26 protein-coding genes are annotated in these 24,947 nt (G+C 71.3%); 20 read left to right on the forward strand and 6 right to left on the reverse strand.

Features of this window, described 5'->3' with window-relative positions; translation table 11 throughout:
- Nucleotides 1-85 precede the first annotated feature (85 nt).
- The 3 genes from ACFYZQ_RS25830 to ACFYZQ_RS25840 all read left to right on the forward strand — a co-directional run bounded on the left by ACFYZQ_RS25830 (nucleotide 86) and on the right by ACFYZQ_RS25840 (nucleotide 1,859).
- Nucleotides 86-253, forward strand: coding sequence for a hypothetical protein (locus ACFYZQ_RS25830; RefSeq protein ID WP_389152068.1), 168 nt, complete (start codon nucleotides 86-88; stop codon nucleotides 251-253).
- Nucleotides 254-296: 43 nt separating this feature from the next.
- Complete coding sequence (locus ACFYZQ_RS25835) at nucleotides 297-563, forward strand: DUF4190 domain-containing protein (protein WP_389152071.1); 267 nt, start codon at nucleotides 297-299, stop codon at nucleotides 561-563.
- A gap of 132 nt (nucleotides 564-695) precedes the next feature.
- Complete coding sequence (locus ACFYZQ_RS25840; protein ID WP_389152074.1) at nucleotides 696-1,859, forward strand: cysteine desulfurase family protein; 1,164 nt, start codon at nucleotides 696-698, stop codon at nucleotides 1,857-1,859.
- Nucleotides 1,860-1,873: 14 nt separating this feature from the next.
- Here ACFYZQ_RS25840 and ACFYZQ_RS25845 read toward each other — a convergent pair whose 3' ends face one another.
- Both ACFYZQ_RS25845 and ACFYZQ_RS25850 read right to left on the reverse strand, forming a co-directional pair.
- Nucleotides 1,874-3,424: a multicopper oxidase family protein gene (locus ACFYZQ_RS25845; RefSeq protein WP_389152077.1), complete on the reverse strand. Its 1,551-nt coding sequence runs from the start codon at nucleotides 3,422-3,424 to the stop codon at nucleotides 1,874-1,876.
- 212 nt (nucleotides 3,425-3,636) lie between these two features.
- On the reverse strand, nucleotides 3,637-4,284 hold the full coding sequence (locus tag ACFYZQ_RS25850; RefSeq protein ID WP_389152079.1) for an N-acetylmuramoyl-L-alanine amidase: 648 nt from the start codon (nucleotides 4,282-4,284) through the stop codon (nucleotides 3,637-3,639).
- An 86-nt stretch (nucleotides 4,285-4,370) separates the two neighbouring features.
- On the opposite strand from ACFYZQ_RS25850, the gene mnmA reads away from it, so the two are divergent.
- A complete protein-coding gene (mnmA, locus tag ACFYZQ_RS25855) occupies nucleotides 4,371-5,501 on the forward strand; it encodes a tRNA 2-thiouridine(34) synthase MnmA (protein ID WP_389152082.1) in 1,131 nt (376 codons plus the stop codon).
- Between the two features lie 225 nt (nucleotides 5,502-5,726).
- Here mnmA and ACFYZQ_RS25860 read toward each other — a convergent pair whose 3' ends face one another.
- On the reverse strand, nucleotides 5,727-6,506 hold the full coding sequence (locus tag ACFYZQ_RS25860) for an alpha/beta fold hydrolase (protein WP_389152085.1): 780 nt from the start codon (nucleotides 6,504-6,506) through the stop codon (nucleotides 5,727-5,729).
- Between the two features lie 37 nt (nucleotides 6,507-6,543).
- Complete coding sequence (locus ACFYZQ_RS25865; protein ID WP_389152087.1) at nucleotides 6,544-6,882, reverse strand: DUF427 domain-containing protein; 339 nt, start codon at nucleotides 6,880-6,882, stop codon at nucleotides 6,544-6,546.
- Nucleotides 6,883-6,932: 50 nt separating this feature from the next.
- On the opposite strand from ACFYZQ_RS25865, the gene ACFYZQ_RS25870 reads away from it, so the two are divergent.
- The 5 genes from ACFYZQ_RS25870 (at nucleotide 6,933) to ACFYZQ_RS25890 (ending at nucleotide 14,147) form a co-directional block, all read left to right on the forward strand.
- Nucleotides 6,933-7,472: a TIGR00730 family Rossman fold protein gene (locus ACFYZQ_RS25870; protein WP_389152090.1), complete on the forward strand. Its 540-nt coding sequence runs from the start codon at nucleotides 6,933-6,935 to the stop codon at nucleotides 7,470-7,472.
- 26 nt (nucleotides 7,473-7,498) lie between these two features.
- Nucleotides 7,499-8,188, forward strand: a complete 690-nt coding sequence (locus tag ACFYZQ_RS25875; protein WP_389152093.1) for an SDR family oxidoreductase — start codon at nucleotides 7,499-7,501, stop codon at nucleotides 8,186-8,188.
- A 255-nt stretch (nucleotides 8,189-8,443) separates the two neighbouring features.
- On the forward strand, nucleotides 8,444-9,445 hold the full coding sequence (locus tag ACFYZQ_RS25880) for a methionine synthase (protein WP_389152096.1): 1,002 nt from the start codon (nucleotides 8,444-8,446) through the stop codon (nucleotides 9,443-9,445).
- A 15-nt stretch (nucleotides 9,446-9,460) separates the two neighbouring features.
- Nucleotides 9,461-11,656: an NAD-dependent DNA ligase LigA gene (gene ligA, locus ACFYZQ_RS25885; RefSeq protein ID WP_389152098.1), complete on the forward strand. Its 2,196-nt coding sequence runs from the start codon at nucleotides 9,461-9,463 to the stop codon at nucleotides 11,654-11,656.
- 259 nt (nucleotides 11,657-11,915) lie between these two features.
- Nucleotides 11,916-14,147 carry a putative bifunctional diguanylate cyclase/phosphodiesterase gene (locus ACFYZQ_RS25890; RefSeq protein ID WP_389152101.1) on the forward strand — a complete coding sequence of 744 codons (2,232 nt, stop codon included), beginning with the start codon at nucleotides 11,916-11,918 and terminating at the stop codon, nucleotides 14,145-14,147.
- 168 nt (nucleotides 14,148-14,315) lie between these two features.
- Here the strand turns inward: ACFYZQ_RS25890 and ACFYZQ_RS25895 are convergent, their stop codons facing one another.
- Nucleotides 14,316-14,900, reverse strand: a complete 585-nt coding sequence (locus tag ACFYZQ_RS25895) for a TetR/AcrR family transcriptional regulator (RefSeq protein WP_389152103.1) — start codon at nucleotides 14,898-14,900, stop codon at nucleotides 14,316-14,318.
- 89 nt (nucleotides 14,901-14,989) lie between these two features.
- Between ACFYZQ_RS25895 and ACFYZQ_RS25900 the strand changes: the two genes are divergently transcribed.
- From ACFYZQ_RS25900 to gatB, 6 genes are all read left to right on the forward strand, one after another.
- Entirely contained in the window at nucleotides 14,990-15,361 is a 372-nt protein-coding gene (locus tag ACFYZQ_RS25900; protein WP_389152106.1) for a DUF4267 domain-containing protein, read from the forward strand.
- 29 nt (nucleotides 15,362-15,390) lie between these two features.
- Nucleotides 15,391-15,882, forward strand: coding sequence for a cupin domain-containing protein (locus ACFYZQ_RS25905; RefSeq protein ID WP_389152108.1), 492 nt, complete (start codon nucleotides 15,391-15,393; stop codon nucleotides 15,880-15,882).
- Nucleotides 15,883-15,964: 82 nt separating this feature from the next.
- The gene (gene gatC / locus ACFYZQ_RS25910) at nucleotides 15,965-16,261 is read left to right on the forward strand and encodes an Asp-tRNA(Asn)/Glu-tRNA(Gln) amidotransferase subunit GatC (RefSeq protein WP_003973500.1); all 297 of its coding nucleotides are present in this window, start codon (nucleotides 15,965-15,967) and stop codon (nucleotides 16,259-16,261) included.
- Between the two features lie 5 nt (nucleotides 16,262-16,266).
- A complete protein-coding gene (gene gatA, locus ACFYZQ_RS25915; RefSeq protein WP_389152111.1) occupies nucleotides 16,267-17,763 on the forward strand; it encodes an Asp-tRNA(Asn)/Glu-tRNA(Gln) amidotransferase subunit GatA in 1,497 nt (498 codons plus the stop codon).
- Nucleotides 17,760-18,002: a hypothetical protein gene (locus ACFYZQ_RS25920; RefSeq protein WP_388796850.1), complete on the forward strand. Its 243-nt coding sequence runs from the start codon at nucleotides 17,760-17,762 to the stop codon at nucleotides 18,000-18,002. Before gatA ends, ACFYZQ_RS25920 begins: the two co-directional genes overlap by 4 nt.
- Nucleotides 18,003-18,017: 15 nt before the next feature.
- Entirely contained in the window at nucleotides 18,018-19,532 is a 1,515-nt protein-coding gene (gene gatB, locus ACFYZQ_RS25925; protein WP_389152115.1) for an Asp-tRNA(Asn)/Glu-tRNA(Gln) amidotransferase subunit GatB, read from the forward strand.
- A gap of 57 nt (nucleotides 19,533-19,589) precedes the next feature.
- Here gatB and ACFYZQ_RS25930 read toward each other — a convergent pair whose 3' ends face one another.
- A complete protein-coding gene (locus ACFYZQ_RS25930; RefSeq protein WP_389152118.1) occupies nucleotides 19,590-20,375 on the reverse strand; it encodes an SAM-dependent methyltransferase in 786 nt (261 codons plus the stop codon).
- Between the two features lie 216 nt (nucleotides 20,376-20,591).
- Between ACFYZQ_RS25930 and ACFYZQ_RS25935 the strand changes: the two genes are divergently transcribed.
- The 5 genes from ACFYZQ_RS25935 to ACFYZQ_RS25955 all read left to right on the forward strand — a co-directional run bounded on the left by ACFYZQ_RS25935 (nucleotide 20,592) and on the right by ACFYZQ_RS25955 (nucleotide 24,884).
- Nucleotides 20,592-20,891 (forward strand): hypothetical protein, encoded by a 300-nt coding sequence (locus tag ACFYZQ_RS25935; RefSeq protein WP_389152260.1) that lies wholly within the window; start codon nucleotides 20,592-20,594, stop codon nucleotides 20,889-20,891.
- Nucleotides 20,892-21,095: 204 nt separating this feature from the next.
- On the forward strand, nucleotides 21,096-23,324 hold the full coding sequence (locus ACFYZQ_RS25940) for an MMPL family transporter (protein WP_389152121.1): 2,229 nt from the start codon (nucleotides 21,096-21,098) through the stop codon (nucleotides 23,322-23,324).
- Nucleotides 23,302-23,877 carry a GNAT family N-acetyltransferase gene (locus ACFYZQ_RS25945; protein ID WP_389152124.1) on the forward strand — a complete coding sequence of 192 codons (576 nt, stop codon included), beginning with the start codon at nucleotides 23,302-23,304 and terminating at the stop codon, nucleotides 23,875-23,877. Before ACFYZQ_RS25940 ends, ACFYZQ_RS25945 begins: the two co-directional genes overlap by 23 nt.
- A 35-nt stretch (nucleotides 23,878-23,912) precedes the next feature.
- Nucleotides 23,913-24,488: a hypothetical protein gene (locus tag ACFYZQ_RS25950; protein ID WP_389152127.1), complete on the forward strand. Its 576-nt coding sequence runs from the start codon at nucleotides 23,913-23,915 to the stop codon at nucleotides 24,486-24,488.
- Between the two features lie 207 nt (nucleotides 24,489-24,695).
- On the forward strand, nucleotides 24,696-24,884 hold the full coding sequence (locus ACFYZQ_RS25955; RefSeq protein WP_389152130.1) for a hypothetical protein: 189 nt from the start codon (nucleotides 24,696-24,698) through the stop codon (nucleotides 24,882-24,884).
- Nucleotides 24,885-24,947: the final 63 nt, after the last annotated feature.

Consider the following 24,947-nt stretch of genomic DNA (forward strand, 5'->3'; position numbering starts at 1 on the left):
GCGATAGACTCGGAAGTCAGTGAACAATTGTAACCACAACCGTTCACCGAAACTTCACGCCAGTACCCGGAGGGGGATCCACCCCATGTTGTTCATCGTCGCCGCTCTGCTGCTGCTCGGCGTGGTCATGGGCACGGTGGCTCACGCGCCGCTGACCGTCAGCGCCGTCGCCGCCGTCGTCATCGCCACCTGGCTCGCCGTCTTCGCGATCCGCGAGCGGCACGGCCGCCGGCGCACCACGTCCGCCAACTGACCCGCCCCCACCCGTCCATCCGTTCCGTCGGGAGCTGACCACCATGCAACTCACCGCACCGGCAACCCGCCGTACCGGTGTCCGCGACACCGACGGCATGGCCGTCGCGTCCTTCGTCCTGGGCCTCCTCGGTCTCCTCGTCCTCAACCTGTTCCTCGGCCCCGTCGCCATCGTCCTGGCGGGCGTCGCCCTGTGGCGTGGCACCACCCGGCGCGGCCGTGCCCTGCTCGGCATGACCCTGGGCGTCGCCGACCTGCTGGTCCTGCTGGCGTTCATGCAGGCGGACAACACCGTGTCCTGGGGCTTCTAGCGAGCTTCCAGGGAGCTTCTGGCGAGCCACCAGGGAGCTTCCGCCAAGCTCGACGAGTGGCGCGAACGCGTGGGCAGCGGCCGGGGACGAGCCGCGACCACCGCCGGGTCGCCCCGTAGAATCGGGCTCACCATGGCTTATCTCGACCACGCGGCGACCACCCCGATGCTCCCGGAAGCGGCGGAGGCACTGACCGCCCAGCTGAGCATCACCGGCAACGCGTCCTCCCTGCACGCCTCCGGCCGCACGGCCCGCCGGACGGTCGAGGAATCCCGCGAGACTCTCGCGGAGGCGCTGGGCGCGCGACCCAGCGAGGTGGTCTTCACCTCGGGCGGCACCGAGGCCGACAACCTCGCCGTCAAGGGCCTGTACTGGGCCCGCCGCGATGCCGAACCGGCCCGTACCCGCGTCCTGGCCAGCCCCGTCGAACACCACGCCGTCCTGGACGCCGTCCACTGGCTCGGCGAACACGAGGGCGCCACCGTCGAATACCTCCCCGTCGACGCCTACGGACGCGTCCACCCCGAGGCTCTGCGCGAGGCCATCGCCCGCAACCCCGACGACGTCGCCCTGGCCACCGTCATGTGGGCCAACAACGAGATCGGCACGATCCTGCCGGTCCGCGAACTGGCCGACGTCGCGGGCGAGTTCGGCATCCCCCTGCACGCCGACGCCGTCCAGGCCTTCGGCCAGGTCCCCGTCGACTTCGCCGCCTCCGGGCTCGCCGCCATGACCGTCTCCGGCCACAAGATCGGCGGCCCGTACGGCATCGGCGCCCTGCTCCTCGGCCGCGACCACACCCCCGTACCCGTGCTGCACGGCGGCGGCCAGGAGCGCCATGTCCGCTCCGGGACCCTCGACGTCCCGGCCATCGCCTCCTTCGCGGTGGCCGGCCGCCTCGCCGCCGAGCAGCGCGAGTGGTTCGCCCGTGAGATCGGCACCCTGCGCGACGCCCTGATCGACGCGGTCCGCACGGCCGTCCCCGACGCGATCCTGGGCGGCGACCCGGTGGACCGCCTCCCGGCCAACGCGCACTTCAGCTTCCCCGGCTGTGACGGCGACTCCCTGCTGCTGCTGCTCGACGCGCAGGGCATCGAGTGCTCCACCGGCTCCGCCTGCACCGCCGGCGTCGCCCAGCCCAGCCACGTCCTGCTGGCCACCGGCACCGATCCCGACCTGGCCCGCGGCACCCTCCGCTTCTCCCTCGGCCACACCTCCACCGAGGCGGACGTCGAGGCGGTCGCGAAGGCGATCGGCCCCGCGGTGGAGCGTGCGCGCGCCGCGGGGCTCACCTGATCGGCTGATCGGCGTCAGGACTCCGTCACCATCAGCGAGGCCATCATCCCCTCGTCCTCGTGCTGGAGGAGGTGGCAGTGGAGCATGTACATGTACGTGTCGTCGGCGAAGTCGGTGAACTCCATCGCGATCTCGATGGATCCGCCGCCCACCACCTCGTAGGTGTCGTACCAGCCGAGCTCGACTCCGCCGGGATCCTCGCCGTTGACGGAGACCAGCTGGTACGGCACGTCGTGCAGGTGGAAGGAGTGCTCGAGCTGCGTGCTGTTCTTGATCGTCCAGAGCTCCTTCGACCCGAGCGTCGTGCTGATCATGGCCATGGCGGACATGCTGGTCCCGGCCGAGCCGTTGATCGTCATGGTGGTGCCGCTCTGGCCGAGCGTGATCGTCCGGGCGGTGAAGTCGCTGGTGTCGTACCGCTCGATGGTGTTCAGCGTGCTCGGCAGGTCGTCCGGGGTGTCGGTGCCGGAGGCGGTGACGGCGAGCACGTCGTAGGTGCCGCTGCCGCCGCGGACCCAGCCGGTGGTGACCACGGCCTGCAGGGTGACGTCGTCCGACAGGTCCATCACGAACTCGGCGCGGGCGCCCGCCACGAGCCGGATGGAGTCCACGGCGGTCGCCTCGGTCAGATAGCCCTGGTCGGTGGCGATCTGGGTCAGGGTGCCGCTGTCGCTGCGCCGGATGGTGATGATGTCCGACGGTGAGGCGTTCAGTACCCGGAACCGGGTGCGGGTCTTGGTGGCGGTGAAGGAGAGGGTGGTGTCGTCCACGTTCGTCCCGTTGAGCAGCAGCGGGAAGCTCAGGTTGTTCGACAGGTAGCCGGTCAGGTTGTACTTGATGTCCCCGTCGCTGTCCGTGGCCAGGCTCTGGAAGATGAGCGGGACGTCGTCGGTACCGTAGTCGCTGGGCAGCGCGGCGGAGGCGTCCGAGTCGTCCTCGACGATGATCATGCCGGCCAGGCCGTGCACCGCCTGCTCGGCCGTGGTGCCCAGGGCGTGCGGGTGGTACCAGAGGGTCTTGGCCTCGTCCTTCACCTCGAAGGTGGGCGCCCAGGTCTCCCCGTCCGCGAAGGCCACCTGGGGGCCGCCGTCCATCTTGGCGGGGACGTGGGCGCCGTGGAAGTGGACCGTGGTGTCCGCGCCCAGGCTGTTGGTGATGTTCAGCAGCACGGTGTCGCCCTTGGTCCACTTCATGGTGGGGCCGAGGAAGGACTGGTTGTAGCCCATCGTGTCGCTGGTGACACCGGACAGCACCTCGGCGGTGCCCGTCCTGGCCTCCAGCGTGAAGGTGGTCGTGCTGCCCGAGGTGGTGCCCTCCAGCAGGTCCGGGATCGTGAGCGTGCCGGACGCCGCGGAGGCCTTGTCGCCTCCCTTGTCCAGCAGGGTGAAGGTCGTACCGGCCACTCCGACCGCCCCGAGGCCGAGACCGGCCATCCCGCCGAGGAACTTCCGCCGGTGCACGCCCTTGCCCCGTTTGGTCCTGCTGGTCTTGGAGTGCTCGCGCTTGCCGCGGGAGCCGTTGCCGCTTCTGCCCGCAGTGGTGTCGGGCTCGGTGATGTCAGACATGGCGGGGATGTTTGACGTAGGGACTATGTAAAGGCTGGGTCGAAGCTGGGCGGAAGCCGCGCACGCTGTGCGACCGCCGTGAGCTGCGGTCGTTCTCAACTCTTCTGAATCAAAGCCAAGTTGAAGTGCAGCAGGTCACATCGGCAGCGGGGGACGCATCGGACACATGAACCGCGGAGCCGCCGCACAGCAGTCAAGCCCAGTGACGTGCATCACATCTGTCGGTGTATGAGCCCCAGGTACCGCTCCCAGTCCCAGTACCGGCCGGGATCCGTGTGGTCGGTCCCCGGCACCTCCACATGGCCGATGAGGTGCTCCCGGTCCACGGCTATGTCGTACCGCCGGCAGATCGCGGCCGTCAGCCGCGCCGAGGCCGCGTACATCGCGTCCGTGAAGGAGGACGCGTGCTCCACGAACCCCTCGTGCTCGATGCCGACGCTGCGCTCGTTGTACCCCCGGTTGCCCGCGTGGAAGGCCACGTCCAGCTCGCGGATCAGCTGGGTCACCCGGCCGTCCTCGCGCACGATGTAGTGCGCCGCCGCCTGGTGCGCCGGGTCCTGGAAGGCCTTCACCGCGCTCGCGTAGTCGCCCTGCGTGACATGCACGACCACGCGGTCGATCGCGTAGTCGTCCGGCCGGTCCGCCCGCCGGTAGTTCGCCGGGGAGGCCGCCACCCAGCGCGCTCCCCGGAAGTCCACCGCCCCCGCCACCCGCGGCTTCTCCACTCCCGGCAGCCGCCACCACAGGTGCGACAGCTCCTCCCGGGCCAGCAGGGCCGTCCCCGCGGCGGCCACGGCCCCACCGACCAGCAGAGCCCGCCGCCCCAGCCGCCGGTCGGAGTCGCCTCTCGCCGCACTCACCGTGTCACCCCCAGCGAATCGTCACTGTGATCGTCAACGGATATGCGCGGAATCCGGTTCCCGCAGCCCCGTACCCTGGAAGGGCTATGACTGACACCCCGCAGCCCACCCGCCCCCTCCGCGTCCTCGCCGCCATGTCGGGCGGCGTGGACTCCGCCGTCGCCGCCGCCCGCGCGGCCGAGGCGGGCCACGACGTGACCGGCGTCCACCTCGCGCTCTCCGCGAACCCCCAGTCGTTCCGCACCGGCGCGCGGGGCTGCTGCACCATCGAGGACTCCCGCGACGCCCGCCGGGCCGCCGACGTCATCGGCATCCCGTTCTACGTCTGGGACCTCGCCGACCGCTTCCGCGAGGACGTGGTCGAGGACTTCGTCGCCGAGTACGAGGCCGGCCGCACGCCGAACCCGTGCCTGCGCTGCAACGAGAAGATCAAGTTCGCCGCCCTCCTCGACAAGGCGCTGGCCCTCGGCTTCGACGCGGTCTGCACCGGCCACTACGCCCAGGTCATCGTGCGCGAGGACGGCACGCGCGAGCTGCACCGCGCCTCCGACATGGCCAAGGACCAGTCGTACGTCCTCGGCGTCCTCGACGACCGGCAGCTCGCCCACGCCATGTTCCCGCTCGGCGACACGGTGACGACGAAGGACGAGATCCGCGCGGAGGCCGAGCGCCGGGGCCTGGCGGTCGCGAAGAAGCCCGACTCCCACGACATCTGCTTCATCGCCGACGGCGACACCCAGGGCTTCCTCGCCCGGCGCCTGGGCAAGGCCGAGGGCGACATCGTCGACGAGTCGGGCACGGTCGTCGGCACCCACGAGGGCGCGTACGGCTTCACCATCGGCCAGCGCAAGGGCCTGCGCATCGGCACCCCGGCACCGGACGGCAAGCCGCGCTACGTCCTGGACATCTCCCCGGTGGACAACACCGTGACGGTCGGCCCCGCCGCCGCCCTCGACGTGACCGCCCTGACCGCCATCAAGCCCCGCTGGTGCGGCGCCGCCCCCACCGGCCCCGGCACCTACACCGCCCAGCTCCGCGCCCACGGCGGCGAGACCGAGGTCACCGCCGAGCTGGTCGACGGCTCGCTGGAGGTCCGGTTCACCGAGCCGGTACGGGGCGTGGCCCCCGGCCAGGCGATCGTGCTGTACGACGGTTCACGGGTGGTGGGGTCGGCGACGATCGCTTCCACGGTGCGGGCCGCGGCCTCCGTCGGCTGAGAGCGTCCGAACCCCGCCCGCCTCGGCCGGCAGGCGACTTGCTGGAGTACGGCGAGCTGTCGCCGGCGACGATGGGCAAAAGCCCTTCAACGGTTACACCGGCCGCCCCGCCTGAGGCCCTGCTCGGCCACGTTCTGGCTGCCCTTGGTGCAGAACGCCATCGGCTTTTCACAAGGGCCGACGTGCGACATGACCCCACACGCCACTCCGCCCGCTTCCGCCCCCCTACGAGGTCAAGAACTCCGTCAGCACCGGCGCCAGCACGTCCGGGTCCACCATGTGCGTCTGGTCCGCCAGCTCGCGGTACGTCCCCCGGGGCGCCGCCTCCGCGACCGCACGGGTCGCCTCGCGGAGCCAGTCGGGGCTCGCGCCGCCCGCGGACGCCAGCACGGGGACGGTGATCGCGGCCAGCCGGTCCCGGGGTACGAGGCCGCCACCCATCACCGCGTCGTCGTAGGCCAGGGTCGGCGCGATCGCCTCCATGTCGGCCCACATGGGGGACTGGCGGGCCCGCTCGATCATGCCCTCGGCCAGGCCGGTGAGCCGGAGGAACAGCGCGACGGCGTCACCGGGCCTGCCCTGCCCGAGTGCCTGGTCGAGATTCCGCGTGTACTCGGCACGCCCCTTCGCGTCCTCCTCGCCGAGGGCGTACGGCGTCTCGTAGACGGCCACCTGACGGACCGGCAGCCCGCTCGCCGCCGCTTCCAGCACCAGTGCGCCGCCCGAGGAGATGCCGTACAGCGCCGCCTCACCGCCCACCGCGTCGATCAGCGCCGCCAGGTCCTCCACCTCGCGCTCGACCGCGTACGGCGCCGTGTCGCCGCTCTCGCCCCGGCCCCGGCGGTCGTACACGACGGTCTGGAAGCGGTCCGCCAGCCGCTGCGCCAGCGGCGCCATGGTGTGCCCCGCGGACATCGCGCCGCTCACGAGGACGACAGCGGGCCCCCGGCCGGTGGTCTCGTAGGCGATCCGGGTGCCGTCGGCGGAAAGCGTCTCCTTGTCCATACCTGTGCAGACTGCCCCACGGCACGGACCTCATCGGTCAGGACACGTCGACTTCGCCGACTTCGACCTCGTAGAAGCAGAGGTGGTCCTTGATCGGTGCGACGTCCGGCTTGGGATCGGGATACGCCCACACCAGGTCGGGCGCGTCCGGGAGCGACCAGTAGGAGGCCGTCCCCTTGAAGGGGCAGTGCGTGTGGGTGTCGGAGGGGGTGAGGAGGTCCAGCCGGACGTCCTCGGGTGGGATGTAGTACCGCACCGGACAGCCGGTCTCCCGCAGCACCAGGGCGCGGTCGGTTTCGGCCAGCACCTGCTCACCGTGCACCACGCGCACGTGCCGCTCGCCCTGCTCGATCGTGATCGTGTGTCCTTGGGCCATGACAGAAAAGCGTTCGGGGGCTTCGCGTTGTTCCCTCGTACGCTGGCCGCATGCGAATCTGCGTCTTCCTCTCCGCCGCCGAGCTCGACGACCGCTACACGCGCCCCGCGCGCGAGTTCGCCGAACTGATCGGCAAGGCGGGGCACACCCTGGTCTGGGGCGGTTCGAACGTCGGCCTGATGAAGGTGGTCGCGGACGGGGTGCAGGAGGCGGGCGGCCGGCTCGTGGGCGTCTCCGTCGGGTTCCTGGCGAACCGGGCGCGGCCCGGTGCCGACGAGATGGTGATCGCCCACGACCTCGCCGAGCGCAAGAGGCTGCTGCTGGAGAAGGCCGACGCGGTGGTGATCATGGTGGGCGGCACCGGGACGCTCGACGAGGCCACCGAGATCCTGGAGCTGAAGAAGCACGGCCGTACCGACAAGCCGGTGGTGCTGCTGAACACGGCGGGCTTCTACGACGGGCTCAAGGAGCAGTTCCGCCGCATGGAGGAAGAGGGCTTCCTGCCCCGACCGCTGGCCGAGCTGATCGGCTTCGCCGAGGAACCGGCGGCGGCGCTGGCGTACCTGGAGGAGCACCTGGGCACCGCGTGAGGGACCGGCGGTGCGAGCATGGCGCCATGGCTACTCATGTGATCACCGGGGCGGGTTCGGGCATCGGCGCGGCGGTGGCCCGCCGTCTGCACGCGCGCGGCGACGAACTCGTGCTGCACGCGCGCGACGCGGGCCGCGCCAAGGAACTGGCGGGTGAGTTCCCCGGCGCGCGGACCCTCGTGGGCGACCTCGCCGACCCCGACCGGCTGTCCTGGGCCTTCTCCCACCAGACGCTGCCCGACCGGGTGGACTCGTTGCTGCACATCGCCGGAGTGGTCGACCTCGGCGAGGTGGGCGACCTGACCCCCAAGTCCTGGCGCCACCAGCTCAACGTCAACCTGATCGCCCCCGCCGAGCTGACCCGCCACTTCCTGCCCCAGCTGCGTGCCGCCCGGGGCCACGTCGTCTTCGTCAACTCCGGCGCCGGCCTGAACGCCCACGCCGGCTGGTCCGCGTACGCCGCCTCCAAGCACGGCCTGAAGGCCCTCGCCGACTCCCTGCGCGAGGAGGAACACGGCAACGGTGTCCGCGTCACCTCCGTCTACCCCGGCCGCACGGCCGGCCCCATGCAGGCCAAGGTCCACCAGCAGGAGGGCAAGGAGTACGACGCCGCCCGCTGGATCGACCCCGAGTCGATCGCCACGACGATCCTGACCGCCCTCGACCTTCCCCGCGACGCGGAGATCAACGACGTGACGGTACGCCCGGGCCGCTGACCGCTGGGACGCCGCCCGGCATCACTCAGCCCGTCCGGCGTTTGAGGACGAGGCCCGTTCAGGGCCGAAGCGGGGGTCTGGGGTCGGCAGCCCCCAGCGGGGGGCGAAGGGGCGGAGCCCCTGGGGACGGGAAGGGTAGGGACGGCGGGGGCGAGAACAGCCGAGGCCCGCACCGGCTCGCCGCCCAACACCCGCACCCCGCACCCCCCCCCGCACCCCTCACCCCCGCCCCCGACACCTACGTAGGCTTCACCCGTGAACGACAACACCCCCTTCGGCCCCGCCACCGGCATCGGCTCCCTCCCCGGCACAGACGCCAGGGAGGCCGCCAAAACGTCCACCGGCAGTTTCGAGGACTTCCCCTTCCTCCCCGAGCTGCCCGCCAGAGGCCCCGGCGCGGACATGATCGGCCGCACCGCCGGCATGCTCGTCGAGCTGTACGCGCGCGTGGAGCCCAGCGGATGGCGGATCGGCGACCGGCCGGGCCGGGACACCAAGCGGGCCCGGTCCTGGCTCGGCGAGGACCTCGACGCGCTGGAGGAGTTCACCCAAGGCCACGAGGGGCCCCTGAAGGTGCAGGCCGTCGGCCCGTGGACCCTCGCCGCCGCCTTGGAGCTGAAGAACGGCGAGGCCGCCCTCTCCGACCCCGGCGCCTGCCGCGACCTCGCCGCCTCCCTCGCCGAGGGCCTGCGCCAGCACCTCGCCGAGGTCCGAAGGCGCGTCCCCGGCGCCCGCCTCGTGCTGCAGCTCGACGAGCCCTCCCTCACCGCCGTCCTGCGCGGCCAGGTGAAGACCGCCAGCGGCTACCGCACCCACCGCGCCGTGGACCGGCAGATCGTCGAGGCCACCCTCCGGGACATGGTGGGCGTGCACACGCCCGGCCCCGTCGTCGTCCACACCTGCGCCCCCGACGTGCCCTTCGCCCTGCTGCGCCGGGCGGGCGCGGCCGGTGTCTCCTTCGACTTCTCGCTCCTCACCGAGCGTGACGACGAGGCGATCGGCGAGGCGGTCGAGGGCGGCACCCGCCTGTTCGCCGGAATCGTGCCGGGCACGGACGGTCCGTTGTCAGACCCTGCCGGTAGCGTCATGGGTGTCAGGACGTTGTGGCGCAGGCTGGGCCTGCGGCCGGGGCTTCTCGCCCAGGCGGTGACCGTCACTCCGGCGTGCGGGCTCGCGGGCGCTTCCCCGGAGTACGCCCGCCGGGCGCTCGCCCACTGCGTCCGGGCGGCGAGGTCCCTCGCGGACAACCCAGAGTAACGGGAGGACAACACGGTGGCCGGCGACAAGCAGCAGGCGGAGACGGCAGTGCCCGCCGAGGCACGGGACAAGCACGCGCAGCTCGCTGAGCAGATCGAGGAGCACCGTTTCCGGTACTACGTGAAGGACGCTCCCGTCATCAGCGACGCGGAGTTCGACGGGCTGCTGAAGACCCTGGAGGCGCTGGAGGAGGAGTATCCGGAGCTGCGCACGCCGGACTCGCCCACCCAGAAGGTGGCCGGGTCGTACCGGACGGAGTTCACGTCGGTCGAGCACCGCGAGCGGATGCTCTCCCTGGACAACACCTTCAACGACGACGACCTCGCCACCTGGGCCGACCGCATCGCCCGCGAACTCGGCGAGCAGGAGTACCACTTCCTGTGCGAGCTGAAGGTCGACGGCCTCGCCGTCAACCTCACCTACGAACACGGCCGCCTCACCCGCGCCGCCACCCGCGGGGACGGCCGCACCGGCGAGGACATCACACCCAACGTCCGCACGATCGCGGAGATCCCGGAGCGACTGAAGGGCGACCGCGTCCCCGACCTGGTGGAGATCCGCGGTGAGGTCTACTTCCCGATGGAGAAGTTCGCGGACCTCAACGAGCGGCTGGTCGCGGCCGGTGACAAACCCTTCGCCAACCCCCGTAACGCGGCCGCCGGTTCACTGCGCCAGAAGGACCCGCGCGTCACCGCCACCCGTCCCCTGCACATGGTCGTCCACGGTATCGGCGCCCTGGAGGGCTACGAGGGCATGACCCGTCTCTCCCAGGCCTACGACCTCCTGGGCGGCTGGGGCCTGCCCACCTCACGGCACAACAGGGTGGTCGAAGACCTCGACGGCGTCCGGGAGTTCATCGCGTACTACGGCGAGAACCGCCACTCCGTGGAGCACGAGATCGACGGCGTGGTGGTCAAGCTCGACGAGCTGCGCCTCCAGGGCCGCCTCGGCTCCACCGCCCGTGCGCCGCGCTGGGCGATCGCGTACAAGTACGCGCCGGAGGAGGTCAACACCAAGCTGATCGACATCAAGGTGGGGGTCGGCCGCACCGGCCGCGTCACGCCGTACGCCCAGGTCGAGCCGGTCACCGTCGCGGGCAGCGAGGTGGAGTTCGCCACCCTGCACAACCAGGACGTCGTCAAGGCCAAGGGCGTCCTGATCGGCGACACCGTGGTGATCCGCAAGGCCGGTGACGTCATCCCGGAGATCCTCGGCCCCGTCGTCGACCTGCGCGACGGCGGCGAACGCGAGTTCGTGATGCCGGGGGAGTGTCCCGAGTGCGGTACGCCGCTGCGGGCCATGAAGGAGGGCGACATCGACCTCCGCTGCCCCAACGCACGTACCTGCCCGGCCCAGTTGAGGGAGCGGGTCTCCTATCTCGCGGGCCGCGAGTGCCTGGACATCGAGCACTTCGGCGAGGTGGCGGCGGCGGCGCTGACCCGCCCGCTGGAGCCGGCCGACCCGCCGCTGGTCGACGAGGGGGACCTGTTCGACCTGACGGTGGACAAGTTGCTGCCCATCAAGGCGTACGTGCTCGACCCGGACAGCGGTCTGCCCAAGCGGGACCCCAGAACGGGGGAGGAGAAGGTCGTCACGGTCTTCGCCAACCAGAAGGGCGAACCGAAGAAGAACACCCTCGCGCTGCTGCAGAACATCGAGGCGGCCAAGACGCGTCCGCTGGCCCGCTTCCTCAACGGGCTCTCGATCCGGCATGTCGGGCCGGTGGCGGCGCAGGCACTCGCACGGGAGTTCCGCTCCATCGACCGCATCGAACAGGCGACGGAGGAGGAGCTGGCGGCCACCGACGGCGTCGGCCCCATCATCGCCGCGGCGTTGAAGGAGTGGTTCGCGGAGGACTGGCACCGGGAGATCGTGCGCAAGTGGAAGGCCGCCGGAGTCCCGCTGGAGGAGGCGAGTTCCGGTGAGGACGAAGGACCGCGTCCACTGGAAGGGCTCACCGTGGTGGTCACCGGCACCCTCGAGAACTACACCCGCGACGGGGCCAAGGAGGCGCTGCAGGGCCAGGGCGCGAAAGTGACCGGTTCTGTGTCGAAGAAAACGTCCTTCGTGGTGGTGGGTGACAACCCGGGGTCGAAGTACGACAAGGCCATGCAGCTCAAGGTTCCGGTTCTGAACGAGGACGGATTCGGCGTCCTTCTGGAGCAAGGGCCCGAAGCGGCGGCCGAAGTCGCGCTTCCGACCGATGAGTAGCGGTTGAAGGCCACTCCAACGGTGCATATCAGATGCATACGGGTGGCCGGGGTGCATTCGGGCAACCGTCGACGACCGCTGCCCGTGGAAGCGTTCAGCGGCCTACTGTTGAGGTGTGCGCCTGCCGTGCCCAGCTGCGGTCGGGGCATCCCTTTGCCCGTGCGGAGCAAGGGAAAGGGCTTTCCAACGCGGAGCCGCTGATGGTTGTCGGGCATCGGGCCGCGTGGCGTGGGCACCGCCGGCTGTGAGAGGGACGGGAATGGAACCGACCGAGAGCGCTCCGGACTCCCGGCTGCGCCTGCGCCGCAGGGCCGGCGCATGGCTGGGGAGTCTGGGGCGGGCCGCGGAGCATCAGGGCGTGCAGGGGCGTGCCGCCGGTGCGCCCATCGCGACGGACGAGCGCACCGTCCCGGCGCCCCTGGCCATCGAGCCCGCCCGCGCGATGCAGGGCACCCAACCCGAACGGCACCTGTCCTGGCCCCCGTTGCCCGCGGCGGTCGTGGCGGCCGCCGCCCTCGCCCTGGGCGCCGGTTTCTACCGCGCCTTCACCGGCAACCACGCGCTCTTCCCCTCCGGCACGGTCGGCTGGTCCCTGGCCGTGCTGACCGGTGTCATCGTCGGCCACCTGGTGATGCTGGGCCGCTCCCGCTGGTGGGGCGGCACCGGCTCCGGCGCCGCCCTCACCATCGCCGTCCTGCTGCTGTACGGCTGGATGCCCGCCGGCATGGTCAGCCTCACCGTCGTCGTCCTGGTCGGCATAGCCCGCCGCCACCGCTGGCGGCAGGGCCTGCTGCACGGCGCCGTGGACATCATCGGCATCGGCGCCGGCGCCCTGGTGCTGGGCGCCCTCGGCCGCGTACCCACCGTCGAACAGCCCTGGAAACCCGAGAGCTGGAGCGTCACCACCGCCCCCGAGGTCGCCCTCGTCGCCGCCGCCTATCTCGCGGTCAGCCGCATCCTGCTCTGGTACCTGCAGGCCCCGCGCCGCGGTCTGCCCACCGTGGCCCGCACCGCCCTGGTCAGGCAGGGCCTGGTCGCCGTGGCACTGCTCGGCATCGCGCCACTGGTGTGCGTGGTCGCCGTCGCCCAGCCGTTGCTGCTGCCGCTGTTCGCCATCCCGCTCATCGCGCTCGACTCCACCCTGTGGATTGCCCGGGCCCGGGCCGAGGAGCAACTGCGCGATCCGCTGACCGGACTGCCCAACCGTCAGTGGCTCCTGGAGCGGATCTGGACGGCCCTCGACGACGCCGAGCGGATCGGTGCCCGCGCCGCCCTCATGCTGATCGACCTGGACCGCTTCCGGTCGGTGAACGACACCCTCGGTCATCTCGCCGGTGACCGGCTGTTGCTGCAGATAGCGGACCGGCTGCGCCTCGCGCTGCCGCGCGGCGCGGAGGCCGCCCGGCTCGGCGGCGACGAGTTCGCCGTGTTACTGCCCGTCGCCGACTCCACCACGTCGGCGACTCGGGTGGCCCGCGGCCTCGTCACCGCCCTCAGTTCCCCGCTCGACCTCGACGGACTGACCCTCGTCCTGGAGGCCAGTGCGGGCGTCGCCGTGTTCCCCGACCACGCGCTGGACGCCGAAGGCCTGCTCCGCCGCGCGGATGTGGCGATGTACCAGGCGAAGCGGGACCGTACGGGCGTCGAGGTCTACGAGTCCAAGCGGGACTCCAACACCCCCGACCGGCTGGGCCTGCTGGGCGACCTGCGCCGGGCGCTGGACGCGCACGAGGTCCAGCTGCACTACCAGCCCAAGGTCCGCTTCGACGGGCAGGTCGCCGGGCTGGAGGCCCTGGTCCGCTGGGTGCACCCCGAGCGCGGGAAGGTGCCGCCGGACGAGTTCATAGCCATCGCCGAGTCCTCCGGGCTGATGCCCCATCTGACGGAGTACGTGCTGGAGACCGCCCTCGAGCAGGTCGCCCGGTGGCGCGCGCAGGGCCTGTTCGTGCCGGTGGCCGTCAACGTCTCCCCGCGCGACGTGCACACGCCGGGGTTCGCGGGCTCGGTGGCCGCGCGGCTCGCCCGGCACGGAGTGCCCGCGGGAGCGCTCCAACTGGAGATAACGGAGCATGTGCTGCTGGAGGAGCCGCAGCGGGCCGCCGACACCCTCGCCGGACTGACCGCGCACGGCGTGAAGATGTCCCTGGACGACTTCGGCACCGGCTACTCCTCGCTGGTCCACCTGCGCCGGCTGCCGGTCAGCGAGCTCAAGATCGACCGCTCGTTCGTGGCCCGGCTGGCCGTCGACACGGAGGACGCGGAGATCGTCCGCTGCACGGTCGACCTCGCCCATTCGCTGGGCCTGCTCGTCGTCGCCGAGGGCGTCGAGGACGACGAGACCTGGGAGCGCCTGCGAGACCTGGGCTGCGACGCCGTGCAGGGCTGGCTGGTGGCCGCGGCGATGCCGCCCGAGGAGACGACGGCGTGGCTGCTGGCCCGCGGCTCGCGCGGCTGGCAGCGGCCGCGGGCGGCTCTGCCGGCTGCCGAGTGACCCGCACGCCCCGCCCGGTGCTCAGGCCGCCCCTGCCGTGCGGTGACCGACCGGCACCGCCGACCGCGCGCGGGGCGGCGGCCGAGGTGATCCGCTCCACCATCCGTGCCGGCTCGTCGGACGCCCTGCCCCGCCGCGATGACGGCTGCGGCCCCGCCCGGCACCCGCTCAGACCACTCCCGCCGTGAAATGGCCGATGAGCAGCTCCAGCCTGGCCTCGTGGGCCCGCTCCGGCAGGCGGCCGCTGCGCATCAGGGTGACCAGGCCGTGCAGGGCCGCCCAGTACGTCTCCGTGAGGAGCCCCGGGTCGTCGCCGTCCGCCGCGACCGGCTCCACGGCCTGCGCCAGCTCGCCGAACGCCTCCTGCAGCGCCGCCGGCGCCTCGGGTGTGGCGAACGGCAGGTCCACGTGGTGCGTGAAGATGGCGTCGTACAGGGCCGGCCGGCGCCGGGCGAACGCGGTGTACGCCTCGCCGATCGCCGCCAGAGCGCCCCTGGGGTCCCCGGCGGCCGTGCGCGCCGCTCGCAGCTCCACGGCCAGCTCCGCGCAACCCTGCACCGCGACCGCGGCCATGATCGCGTCCTTGCCCTTGAAGTGGCTGTAGAGGACGGGCTGGCTGTACTCGATCTCGGCGGCCAGCCGCCGGGTCGTCACCGCGTCCCAGCCCTCGGCCTCCGCCAGGTCCCGCGCGGCTGTGACGATCAACCGCTCGCGTTCCGCTCGTTCGCGCTCCCGGCGCGTTTGAATAGTCATGCTCCAAATGCTAGCAGCGCTAGCCAATCTGTCGATGCTTTGCTAGCGTTGCCCTTGTATCTAGCAGCGCTAGCAAGGAGTGCACGAAGATGACCGTCACCGCGTACACCCTGGCCGTCGTGCTCGACCTCTTCTGCCTGTTCCTCGGCTACCGGTTCCTGTTCCAGCCCGGCCCCGCCGCCGCGGGTTACGGCGTTCCGGCGGACCCGGCCGGCGACGCAGGCGCCTACCTGACCAACAAGGGCCTCAAAGACGGCACGTACGGCGTGGTGGGCCTGGTGTTGCTGATTTTCACCGGGGCACGCCCCGAAGCCTGGTTCATGCTCTGCGTGGCACTCCTGCCGCTCGGCGACACGCTGATAGTGCTGCGGCACGGCGGATCGAAAGCCGTCGCGTTCGGGATCCACTTCGCCACCGCGGTCGTTGTCCTGATCAGTGCCGCCCTGCTCTTCCTCGTCTGACGTCCGTACCGGTCACCGGAGGTATGACCATGTCGCTGTTCGTCCCGAAGTTCGACGAGTCCGTGATCGTCCGCGAGGCCGAGGCCGAAGTCGTCGGCCGCACACCCACCACCGTCCGCCTGCTGGCCGACAGCGGCCGGACCGGCGGCGCCCTGTCCACCCAGCGGGTCACCCTGAGCGGCGGCGCCGACGGTGCCGCGCCGCATCTGCACAAGGGCTCGGCCGAGATGTTCTACGTGCTCGACGGTGAGGCCCAGCTGCTGTCCGGAGACGAGGTGCTCACCGCCGGGCGCGGCGACCTCGTCATAGTCCCGCCGGGCATGCCGCACGCCTTCGCCGCCGCCCCGGGGGCCGACGCCGACCTGCTCATCGTCATCACGCCGGGCGTCGAGCGCTTCGAGTACTTCCGCCACCTCCAGCGCATCGCCCTCGGCGAGGTCACCCGGGAGAGCCTCCTCGAAGTGCAGGAGCTGTACGACAACCACTTCCTGAAGAGCGCGGCCTGGGACGAAAGGCGCTAGCGGCAAACCGTTTCACGGGCACGCCACCCCGCCCCATAGGATTGGCCCCAAACCACACACACTCACCCCAGAGGAACGCTGCATGCCTGGCATCACGCGCGAGGAGGTCGCCCACCTCGCCCGGCTGGCGCGTCTGGAGCTGAAGCCCGAAGAGCTCGAACACTTCGCGGGACAGCTGGACGACATCATCGGCGCGGTCGCCCGCGTCAGTGAGGTCGCCGACCAAGACGTACCGCCGACCTCGCACCCGCTCCCGCTGACGAACGTCATGCGCCCGGACGAGGTCCGTCCCTCGCTCACCCCCGAGCAGGCGCTCTCCGGCGCCCCTGCCCAGGAGCAGCAGCGTTTCAAGGTGCCGCAGATCCTGGGGGAGGAGTGACCGACATGACCGACAGCATCATCAGGCTCACGGCCGCCGAGACCGCCGCGAAGATCGCCTCCGGCGAGCTCACGGCCGTCGAGGTCACCGAGGCCCACCTCGCCCGTATCGAGGCCGTCGACGAGAAGGTGCACGCCTTCCTGCACGTCGACCGCGAGGGCGCCCTCGCCCAGGCCCGCGCCGTCGACGAGAAGCGTGAGCGCGGCGAGGAGCTCGGCCCGCTGGCCGGCGTACCCCTCGCGCTCAAGGACATCTTCACCACCGAGGGCGTGCCCACGACCGTCGGTTCGAAGATCCTCGAGGGCTGGATCCCGCCGTACGACGCCACGCTGACCAAGCGGCTCAAGGCCGCCGACGTCGTCATCCTCGGCAAGACCAACATGGACGAGTTCGCCATGGGGTCGTCGACGGAGAACAGCGCATTCGGGCCGACCGGCAACCCCTGGGACCTCACGAGGATCCCCGGCGGCTCCGGTGGCGGCTCCTCCGCCGCCCTCGCCTCCTTCCAGGCGCCGCTCGCCATCGGCACCGACACCGGCGGCTCCATCCGCCAGCCGGCAGCCGTCACCGGCACGGTCGGCGTGAAGCCGACCTACGGCGCGGTGTCCCGCTACGGCATGGTGGCGTTCTCCTCCTCCCTCGACCAGGGCGGCCCCTGCGCCCGTACGGTCCTGGACGCGGCGCTCCTCCACGAGGTGATCGCCGGGCACGACCCGCTCGACTCCACCTCCATCGACGCCCCGGTTCCGCCGGTCGTCGAGGCCGCCCGTAACGGCAGCGTGGCCGGGATGCGCGTCGGCGTGGTCAAGCAGTTCCGCGGCGAGGGCTACCAGGCCGGCGTCATCCAGCGCTTCGACGAGTCGGTGGAGCTGCTGAAGGAGCTCGGCGCCGAGATCGTCGAGCTGGACTGCCCGTCCTTCGACCTCGCCCTGTCGGCGTACTACCTGATCGCGCCGTCCGAGTGCTCCTCCAACCTCGCCCGCTTCGACGGCCTGCGCTACGGCCTGCGCAGCGGCGACGACGGTGGCCACTCGGCCGAGGAGGTCACCTCCCTCACCCGCGCCGCGGGCTTCGGCCCCGAGGTCAAGCGCCGCATCATGCTCGGCACGTACGCCCTGTCGAGCGGGTACTACGACGCCTACTACGGCAGCGCCCAGAAGGTCCGCACGCTCATCACGCGCGACTTCGAGAAGGCGTTCGAGCAGGTCGACGTGATCGTCTCGCCGACCACGCCCACCACCGCCTTCCCGATCGGCGAGCGCGCCGACGACCCCATGGCCATGTACCTGGCCGACCTGTGCACCATCCCCACCAACCTGGCGGGCAACGCGGCCATGTCGCTGCCCTGCGGTCTCGCCCCGGAGGACAACCTCCCGGTCGGCCTGCAGATCATCGCGCCGGCCCTCAAGGACGACCGGCTCTACAAGGTCGGTGCCGCCGTGGAGGCCGCGTTCGTGGAAAAGTGGGGGCACCCGCTGCTGGAGGAGGCTCCGTCGCTGTGAGCAAGGCACTGTCGAAGGCCAAGGGCTTCAAGAAGTCCAAGTCCGGCCTGTACCTGTCCATGGCCACCACCGCGTTCGGCGCGGTCAGCGTCGCCAAGCAGGCCAAGCTGGCCCGCGCCGAGAGCGACACGCTCCGTCTGGTCGACGCCGCCGTGTCCGCCGCCGCCATCGTCACCGGCCTCGCCATCCTCTACCGCGAGCTGAAGCGGTTGGGCGACGACGACGTCCTGCTGGGCTGAGAGGGAAGTTTCACCGTGACCACCACGACCGACCTGGTGTCGTACGAGGACGCGCTGGCGTCGTACGACCCCGTCATGGGCCTCGAGGTCCATGTCGAACTCGGCACCAGGACCAAGATGTTCTGCGGCTGTTCGACCGCGCTCGGCGCCGATCCGAACACCCAGACCTGCCCCGTCTGCCTCGGCCTGCCGGGCGCGCTCCCGGTCGTCAACGCGACCGGCGTCGAGTCCGCGATCAAGATCGGTCTCGCGCTGAACTGCGAGATCGCCGAGTGGTGCCGCTTCGCCCGGAAGAACTACTTCTATCCGGACATGCCGAAGAACTTCCAGACCTCCCAGTACGACGAGCCGATCGCCTTCAACGGCTACCTCGACGTACAGCTGGAGGACGGCGAGACCTTCCGCGTGGAGATCGAGCGCGCCCACATGGAGGAGGACACCGGCAAGTCGACGCATGTCGGCGGCGCCACCGGCCGCATCCACGGCGCGTCCCACTCCCTGCTGGACTACAACCGCGCCGGCATCCCGCTGATCGAGATCGTCACCAAGCCGATCGTCGGCGCGGGCGAGCGTGCCCCCGAAGTGGCGAAGGCGTACGTCCGTGAGCTGCGCGAGGTCATCCGGGCGCTCGGCGTGTCCGAGGCCCGTATGGAGATGGGCCAGATGCGCTGCGACGTGAACCTGTCGCTGATGCCCAAGGGCGCCGACAAGTTCGGCACGCGCTCGGAGACGAAGAACGTCAACTCGCTGCGTTCCGTGGAGCGCGCGGCCCGTTTCGAGATCCAGCGGCACGCGGCCGTGCTGTCGTCCGGCGGCACGATCGTGCAGGAGACCCGGCACTTCCACGAGGACACCGGGTCGACGACCTCGGGCCGGGTGAAGGAGGAGGCCGAGGACTACCGGTACTTCCCCGAGCCGGACCTCGTTCCGGTGGCCCCCTCCCGTGAGTGGGTCGAGGAGATCCGGGCGGCGCTGCCCGAGCTGCCGCTGGTCCGCCGTACCCGCCTGCTGGCGGAGTGGGGCATCTCCGCCACCGACATGCAGGCGATCCTCAACGCCGGAGCGCTGGACCCGATCGTCGCCACGATCGACGCCGGTGCCGACGCCGCCTCCGCCCGCAAGTGGTGGATGGGCGAACTGGCGCGCAGCGCCAACGAGTCCGGCAAGGCGCTGGACGAGCTGGCGATCACTCCGGCGCAGGTGGCCCGGGTCACCGAGCTGGTCTCGAAGGGGGACCTGAACGACAAGCTGGCCCGTCAGGTCATCGAGGGCGTCCTCGCGGGCGAGGGCACCCCGGACGAGGTCGTCGACAAGCGCGGACTGAAGGTCGTCTCCGACGAGGGCGCGCTCACCACCGCCGTCGACGAGGCCATCGCAGGCAACCCGGCCATCGCGGACAAGATCCGCGGCGGCAAGGTGGCCGCGGCCGGCGCCCTGGTCGGCGCGGTCATGAAGGCGACCCGGGGCCAGGCCGACGCGGCCCGAGTCAAGGAGCTGATCCTTGAGAAGCTGGGCGTCAGCGAGGGCTGAGCCCCACGGTGTACGGCCCCGGAGGCATGCCTCCGGGGCCGTTCCCCTCTCTGACGGCTAGTTACGGCGTCCCACGACCCGTGCGAAGCCGAGGGCCCGGCCCTCGTCGGCTCGCAGCAGCTCCACCGAGTCGCGCGCCATCCCGGCCATGAACTCGCTCGGACTCTCCTCGGCGCACACCTCGCTCCACAGCAGCCAGTCGCGCCAGCCGTCCTCGAGCCAGTCGGCCGTCTCGACGGTGACCGCCCGGGTGCGCGTCCAGTTCCGCCGCCACCAGGCGGGGGAGTGGAACGCCCAGAACCCGGGGTCCCAGTAGGGCTTCAGATGAGCGGGCGGTTCGGTCCCGTCGATCTCCTCCCGCAGTGCCGGCACCACCACCCCGATCCGTCCGCCCGGCTTCAGCAGCGGGGTCAGCGTGGGCAGGTAGAGGTCGTCGGCGCCGAAGTACTGGTAGGCGTCGACGGACACGACGGCGTCGAAGGAGCCCTCCCCGAACGGCAGATCGTGTGCCTCGGCGTACACGGGCAGGACACGGTCGGCGACGCCCGCCTCGGCGACGCGTACGGCGTTGTCCTCGGGCTTGACCCACAGGTCGGCGGCGACGACCTGGACGTCGTACTCCCTGGCCAGGAAGACGGAGGTCATGGCGCGGCCGCAGCCCAGGTCGAGCACGCGGGCGCCGGGCGGCAGCTCCTGAAGGCCGAGCGCGGGCGCCAGCCATTCCAGCAGCCACAGCGCGTTGGGGCCCATCTGGTTCTCGATGGTCCAGCGGGCGTCGTAGCGGCTGCTGCGGGGGTAGCGGGGGTGGGTCAGACGATCGGTCAGCGGGGCGTCGGAAGGCATGGGTGAACGGGGTCCTCTCGTCCTGCGTACCGAGAAGGTATGCGCAAGAGTTCGATAGCAGTCGGCCCCGCTCCCCGCACCCGAATTACCCGGTCGCTCGTACTACGCTCGCCCGCCGTGAGCGGAAGCGTCGATTTTGGTATCCGGTCCGGGGCCGCCGGGGTGGACGACCTCGAGGACCTGGCTGAGGGCCTGGCTGAGGGCCTGGCTGAGGGCCTGGCTGAGGACCTGGCCGAGGACCTGGCCGAGGACTTCGAGGAGGAGGACCCCGCCGAGGACGCGCGCCGGGCCCGCTGGACGGCCACCGGCACCGGAGCCCTGCTGACGCTGGCCGGGGTCACCGCGTCGCTGATGCGCCTGAGCGGCGTTCCGGCCCTCGTGCCGGTCGCGTACGCCGCGGGTGCCGCCGTGTGCGCGTTCGCCGGGGTGCTGGGCGCCAAGGGTCGTACCCGGCGGTCGTTGTGGCTCCTGATCGTCGGAACGATGGTCATGGCGCTCGGAGACCAGTTCGACTGAAGTGCGGTGGCATGCGACAGAGTTGACGTGACTGTCCTGTGATCTGCCTCCCAGTCACCTGCACAAGCCGGTGAAACACGGCAAACGGCCACTTTCACCTGCGAGAGTTGTCCTCCCCTTGTTCACAAGTTCTTTGCGGGTTGTTCCGTTCCCGGACGATCGTTCCCGGTCAAAGATCCACACACAGTCACTGGGAGCACGTCCGTGGCAGCCCTTGCCCGTTGGTGTGTCCGGCATCGCCTGGTCGCCGTCCTGCTCTGGCTCCTCGCCTTCGGCGGGGTGACCACGGCCGCGGCCGTGACCGGTTCCGCCTACTCGAACGACTACGAGGTGCCCGGCACCGAATCGGCGCGCGCCGCCCAGCTGTTGCGCCAGGGCTTCCCGGACCTGGCAGGCGACGGCGACACCGTCGTCTGGCACACCACCGACGGCACGGTCCGCGCCGCCGACGTCGAGCAGACCATGACCCGTACGCTCGACAGGATCGCCGCGCTGCCGGGCGTGGCCTCCGTGACGAGCCCCTACGACGGGCCGGGAACCGGCCGGATCAGCGGGGACGGGCACACCGCGTACGCCACCGTCACCTTCGACCGGGAGGCCGAGGACGTCAGCGGCTCCGAGGCCCGGGCCGTCGTACGCGCGGCCAAGTCCGCGGAGGCCGAAGGGCTCCGGGTGGAGCTGGGCGGCAGCGCCATCGGACTCACCAAGTCCTCCGGCGGCCATGCCGCGGAAGCGGTGGGCGTGGTCGTCGCCGCGGTCGTGCTGTTCCTCGCCTTCGGCTCGCTCGCCGCTTCACTGCTGCCCATCGCCACCGCGCTGGTGAGCGTCGGCACCGCCTACGCGGCGATCGTGCTGCTCGGACACGCCATGACCGTCGCCGACTTCGCCCCCATGCTGGGCATGCTGATCGGGCTCGGAGTCGGCATCGACTACGCGCTGTTCATCGTGACCCGGCACCGGCGCGGACTGAAACGCGGCCTGGCCGTCGCGGAGGCCGCCGTGGAGGCCGTCGCCACCACCGGACGTGCCGTGGTCTTCGCGGGCGCCACGGTGTGCATCGCACTGCTGGGCATGTTCATCCTGCGGCTGGGCTTCCTCAACGGCGTGGCGGTCGCCGCCTCGCTGACCGTGGTGCTCACCGTCGCGGCGGCCGTGACCCTGCTGCCCGCCCTGCTGTCCTTCATCGGCCCGCGGGCCCTGAGCCGGCGCGAGCGGCGGCGGCTGGCCGAGCACGGGCCGCAGCCGGAGCTGCCCACCGGGCTCGCCGCCCGCTGGTCCGCCTTCGTCGAACGCCACCCCAAGCTGCTCGGCTCCGCGGCCGTGGCCGTCATCGTCCTCCTCGCCCTGCCCACGCTCGCCCTCCGCCTCGGCAGCTCCGACCAGGGCAACGACCCCGGGTCGGCCACCACACGCCAGGCGTACGACCTGCTCGCCGAGGGCTTCGGGCCCGGCGTCAACGGTCCGCTGACGTTGGTGACGCGCGTAGATGGCGCCGGCGACAAGCTCGTCCTCGACAGCCTCGAAGCCACCCTGCGCACCACCGAGGGCGTCGCGTCCGTGACCCCGGTCCGCTACGACGGCGGCGGCGACACCGCCTACCTCACCGTCGTCCCCGACTCCGCGCCCCAGTCGCAGCGGACCAGCGACCTCGTCGACCGGCTGCGCACCGATGTCCTCCCGCACGCGGAGACCGGAACCTCGCTCGACGTGCGCGTCGGCGGGCTGACCGCCGGCTACGACGACTTCGCGGCCGTCATCGTCGGCAAGCTGCCCCTGTTCGTCGGGGTCGTCATCGGGCTCGGCTGCGTGTTGCTCCTGGTCGCGTTCCGCTCGCTCGGCATACCGCTCAAGGCCGCCGTGATGAACATCGCCGCCGTGGCCGCCGCCTTCGGAATCGTCGTCGCCGTCTTCCAGTGGGGCTGGGGCAGCGAACTGCTGGGCCTCGGCCGGGCGGGCCCCATCGAGCCGTTCCTGCCCGTGATCATGGTGTCGGTGCTCTTCGGCCTCTCCATGGACTACCAGGTCTTCCTGGTCAGCCGGATGTACGAGGAATGGCTCGAGACCGGCGACAACCGGCGTGCCGTCCGGATCGGCCTCGCCGAGACCAGCCGGGTGATCAACTCCGCCGCGGTCATCATGATCTCGGTCTTCCTCGCCTTCGTGCTCAGCGGCGACCGCGTGATCGCCATGTTCGGCATCGCGCTGGCCTCCGCCGTCGCCCTGGACGCCTTCGTGCTGCGCACCCTGCTCGTCCCCGCCCTGATGCACCTGCTCGGCAGCGCCAACTGGTGGCTGCCGCACTGGCTGGAGAGCCGTCTGCCCCGTATCAGCATCGAGCCGCCCGCATGCCGTGCCGCACATGAGAGGCTCACCGAAGTCATGACCGACCTGCACAAGGAGCAGCACCTCGATGTACGCGATATCCCTGGGTGACGACGGCGCCGAACTGCGCCCCCTGGAGGTCTGGCACGCCGAGGATCTCATCGCCCACATCGACCGCGGGCGGGACTTCATCGGCCGCCACGTGGGCCTGCCGGACGTGGTGACGGACCTGGACTCGGCCCGCACCTATCTGCGCTCCTACGCCGAGAAGCGCGCCGCGGACGCCGGCAGCCTGCACGGCGTGTGGCTGGATGGCAAGCTGGTCGGCGGACTGCTGTTCCGCGTCTGGGACACGCCCGGCGGGGTCTGCGAGGCCGGCTGCTGGCTGGAGCCCTCCGCCGCCGGGCGCGGGCTGGTCACGCGCGGTATGCGGGTACTGCTGGACTGGGCGTTTGACGAGCGCGGTATGCACCGTGTGGAGTGGCATGTGTCGTCGGCCAACGAACCCAGCATCAACGTGGCACGACGGCTGGGGATGACCCGCGAGGGTGTGCTCCGGGAGAACTACCCCTACCGGGGCGTGCGCACCAGCACCGAGATCTGGTCCGTGCTCGCCCCCGAGTGGCGTACGGTACGCGCGCGTGCCGCCCACGACGATCATTAAGAGACCTCTCAGAGAGCGTCCGTACGGTGCGAGGCATGGGAACGAAGACAGTGGACGGAACCGAGACCGGCGCCGAGGCGAAGAAGGAAGAGGTGACGGCCGACGCCGTCAAGACCGACGACGAGCGGGCCGAGGAGCGCGCCACCGACGAGGTGACGGCCGAGAACACGGAGACCGACGGCGAGGAGCCGGCTCACGTGACCGAGGAGGCGGGCCCCTCCGGTGTCGGACAGGGCGCCGGCGCGGTGGTCTCCGCCGCCCTGGGCCTGGTCGGGCTCACCGGCGGCTGGGTCGGCACCGTGGCCGCCGCGCGCGCGACCCTGATCGGTCAGCTGCAGACCTCCTCGGGCGCGCCCGTCGCCAAGCAGATCAAGGCGGTCTACGGCGACGCCTGGCACGCCACCGCGCTGTGGGGTGGTCTGTTCGCGCTCGTCGCGCTGGTCACCGGCGTCGTCGTGCTGGCCCGGCCCGCGTTCGGCGCCCCCGGGAAGCCGCAGGCCGCCTGGATCAAGTCGGTCGCCTGGGCGGGGGTCTCGCTCGGCGTCATCGGCCTGCTCCTGGCGGTCCTCAAGTACTCCGACGCGCTGCTCGCCCTGCCCACCGCCGGCTGAACGGGCACGCGAACGACACCGCCTTAGGGGCCTTAGTCCGTCCGTGAGGACCTTGACGACGGACTGAGGCCCCTTACGTGTGTCCCGTCCCCGGTCGGGCCCGCCGAAGATGCGGAACCCTCCCGATGTGGCGCACCCGCCTGGGAGACGAAGGTGGAGACATCGCCGGAAGCGATCCGGTGAAGCACCTTTCACCAGGGAGACACCATGTTCGCGATCGAACTGCAGCAGGCCCGTACGACCGAGATGCACCGTCGGGCCGAGGCCGAGCGTCTGGCCCGTGAGGCCGTACGCGGCCGTCGTGCCGCCCGCCGGGAGGAGGCGGCACGACGCACCGCAGCGACGGAGCCGCATACCGGCGGACCACGCCGGAACCGGCTCGCCCGCGCCGCGTGAGTACGGGAGTCGAAGCGGGCGGCCGGACGGAAGTCGGCCGCCCGCTTACATATGGTCATACGA

It is taken from the genome of Streptomyces sp. NPDC001843 (genome assembly GCF_042891955.1).
In the GTDB taxonomy this organism is placed as follows: domain Bacteria; phylum Actinomycetota; class Actinomycetes; order Streptomycetales; family Streptomycetaceae; genus Streptomyces.

What these genes read in the sequence shown, in the direction of transcription:
- ACFYZQ_RS25830 (WP_389152068.1), top strand. Translation starts at nt 86, where the DNA reads ATGTTGTTCATCGTCGCCGCTCTGCTGCTGCTCGGCGTGGTCATGGGC.
- ACFYZQ_RS25835 (WP_389152071.1), top strand. Translation starts at nt 297, where the DNA reads ATGCAACTCACCGCACCGGCAACCCGCCGTACCGGTGTCCGCGACACC.
- ACFYZQ_RS25840 (WP_389152074.1), top strand. Translation starts at nt 696, where the DNA reads ATGGCTTATCTCGACCACGCGGCGACCACCCCGATGCTCCCGGAAGCG.
- ACFYZQ_RS25845 (WP_389152077.1), bottom strand. Translation starts at nt 3,424, where the DNA reads ATGTCTGACATCACCGAGCCCGACACCACTGCGGGCAGAAGCGGCAAC.
- mnmA (WP_389152082.1), top strand. Translation starts at nt 4,371, where the DNA reads ATGACTGACACCCCGCAGCCCACCCGCCCCCTCCGCGTCCTCGCCGCC.
- ACFYZQ_RS25860 (WP_389152085.1), bottom strand. Translation starts at nt 6,506, where the DNA reads ATGGACAAGGAGACGCTTTCCGCCGACGGCACCCGGATCGCCTACGAG.
- ACFYZQ_RS25865 (WP_389152087.1), bottom strand. Translation starts at nt 6,882, where the DNA reads ATGGCCCAAGGACACACGATCACGATCGAGCAGGGCGAGCGGCACGTG.
- ACFYZQ_RS25870 (WP_389152090.1), top strand. Translation starts at nt 6,933, where the DNA reads ATGCGAATCTGCGTCTTCCTCTCCGCCGCCGAGCTCGACGACCGCTAC.
- ACFYZQ_RS25875 (WP_389152093.1), top strand. Translation starts at nt 7,499, where the DNA reads ATGGCTACTCATGTGATCACCGGGGCGGGTTCGGGCATCGGCGCGGCG.
- ACFYZQ_RS25890 (WP_389152101.1), top strand. Translation starts at nt 11,916, where the DNA reads ATGGAACCGACCGAGAGCGCTCCGGACTCCCGGCTGCGCCTGCGCCGC.
- ACFYZQ_RS25895 (WP_389152103.1), bottom strand. Translation starts at nt 14,900, where the DNA reads ATGACTATTCAAACGCGCCGGGAGCGCGAACGAGCGGAACGCGAGCGG.
- ACFYZQ_RS25900 (WP_389152106.1), top strand. Translation starts at nt 14,990, where the DNA reads ATGACCGTCACCGCGTACACCCTGGCCGTCGTGCTCGACCTCTTCTGC.
- ACFYZQ_RS25905 (WP_389152108.1), top strand. Translation starts at nt 15,391, where the DNA reads ATGTCGCTGTTCGTCCCGAAGTTCGACGAGTCCGTGATCGTCCGCGAG.
- gatC (WP_003973500.1), top strand. Translation starts at nt 15,965, where the DNA reads ATGCCTGGCATCACGCGCGAGGAGGTCGCCCACCTCGCCCGGCTGGCG.
- gatA (WP_389152111.1), top strand. Translation starts at nt 16,267, where the DNA reads ATGACCGACAGCATCATCAGGCTCACGGCCGCCGAGACCGCCGCGAAG.
- ACFYZQ_RS25930 (WP_389152118.1), bottom strand. Translation starts at nt 20,375, where the DNA reads ATGCCTTCCGACGCCCCGCTGACCGATCGTCTGACCCACCCCCGCTAC.
- ACFYZQ_RS25945 (WP_389152124.1), top strand. Translation starts at nt 23,302, where the DNA reads ATGTACGCGATATCCCTGGGTGACGACGGCGCCGAACTGCGCCCCCTG.
- ACFYZQ_RS25950 (WP_389152127.1), top strand. Translation starts at nt 23,913, where the DNA reads ATGGGAACGAAGACAGTGGACGGAACCGAGACCGGCGCCGAGGCGAAG.
- ACFYZQ_RS25955 (WP_389152130.1), top strand. Translation starts at nt 24,696, where the DNA reads ATGTTCGCGATCGAACTGCAGCAGGCCCGTACGACCGAGATGCACCGT.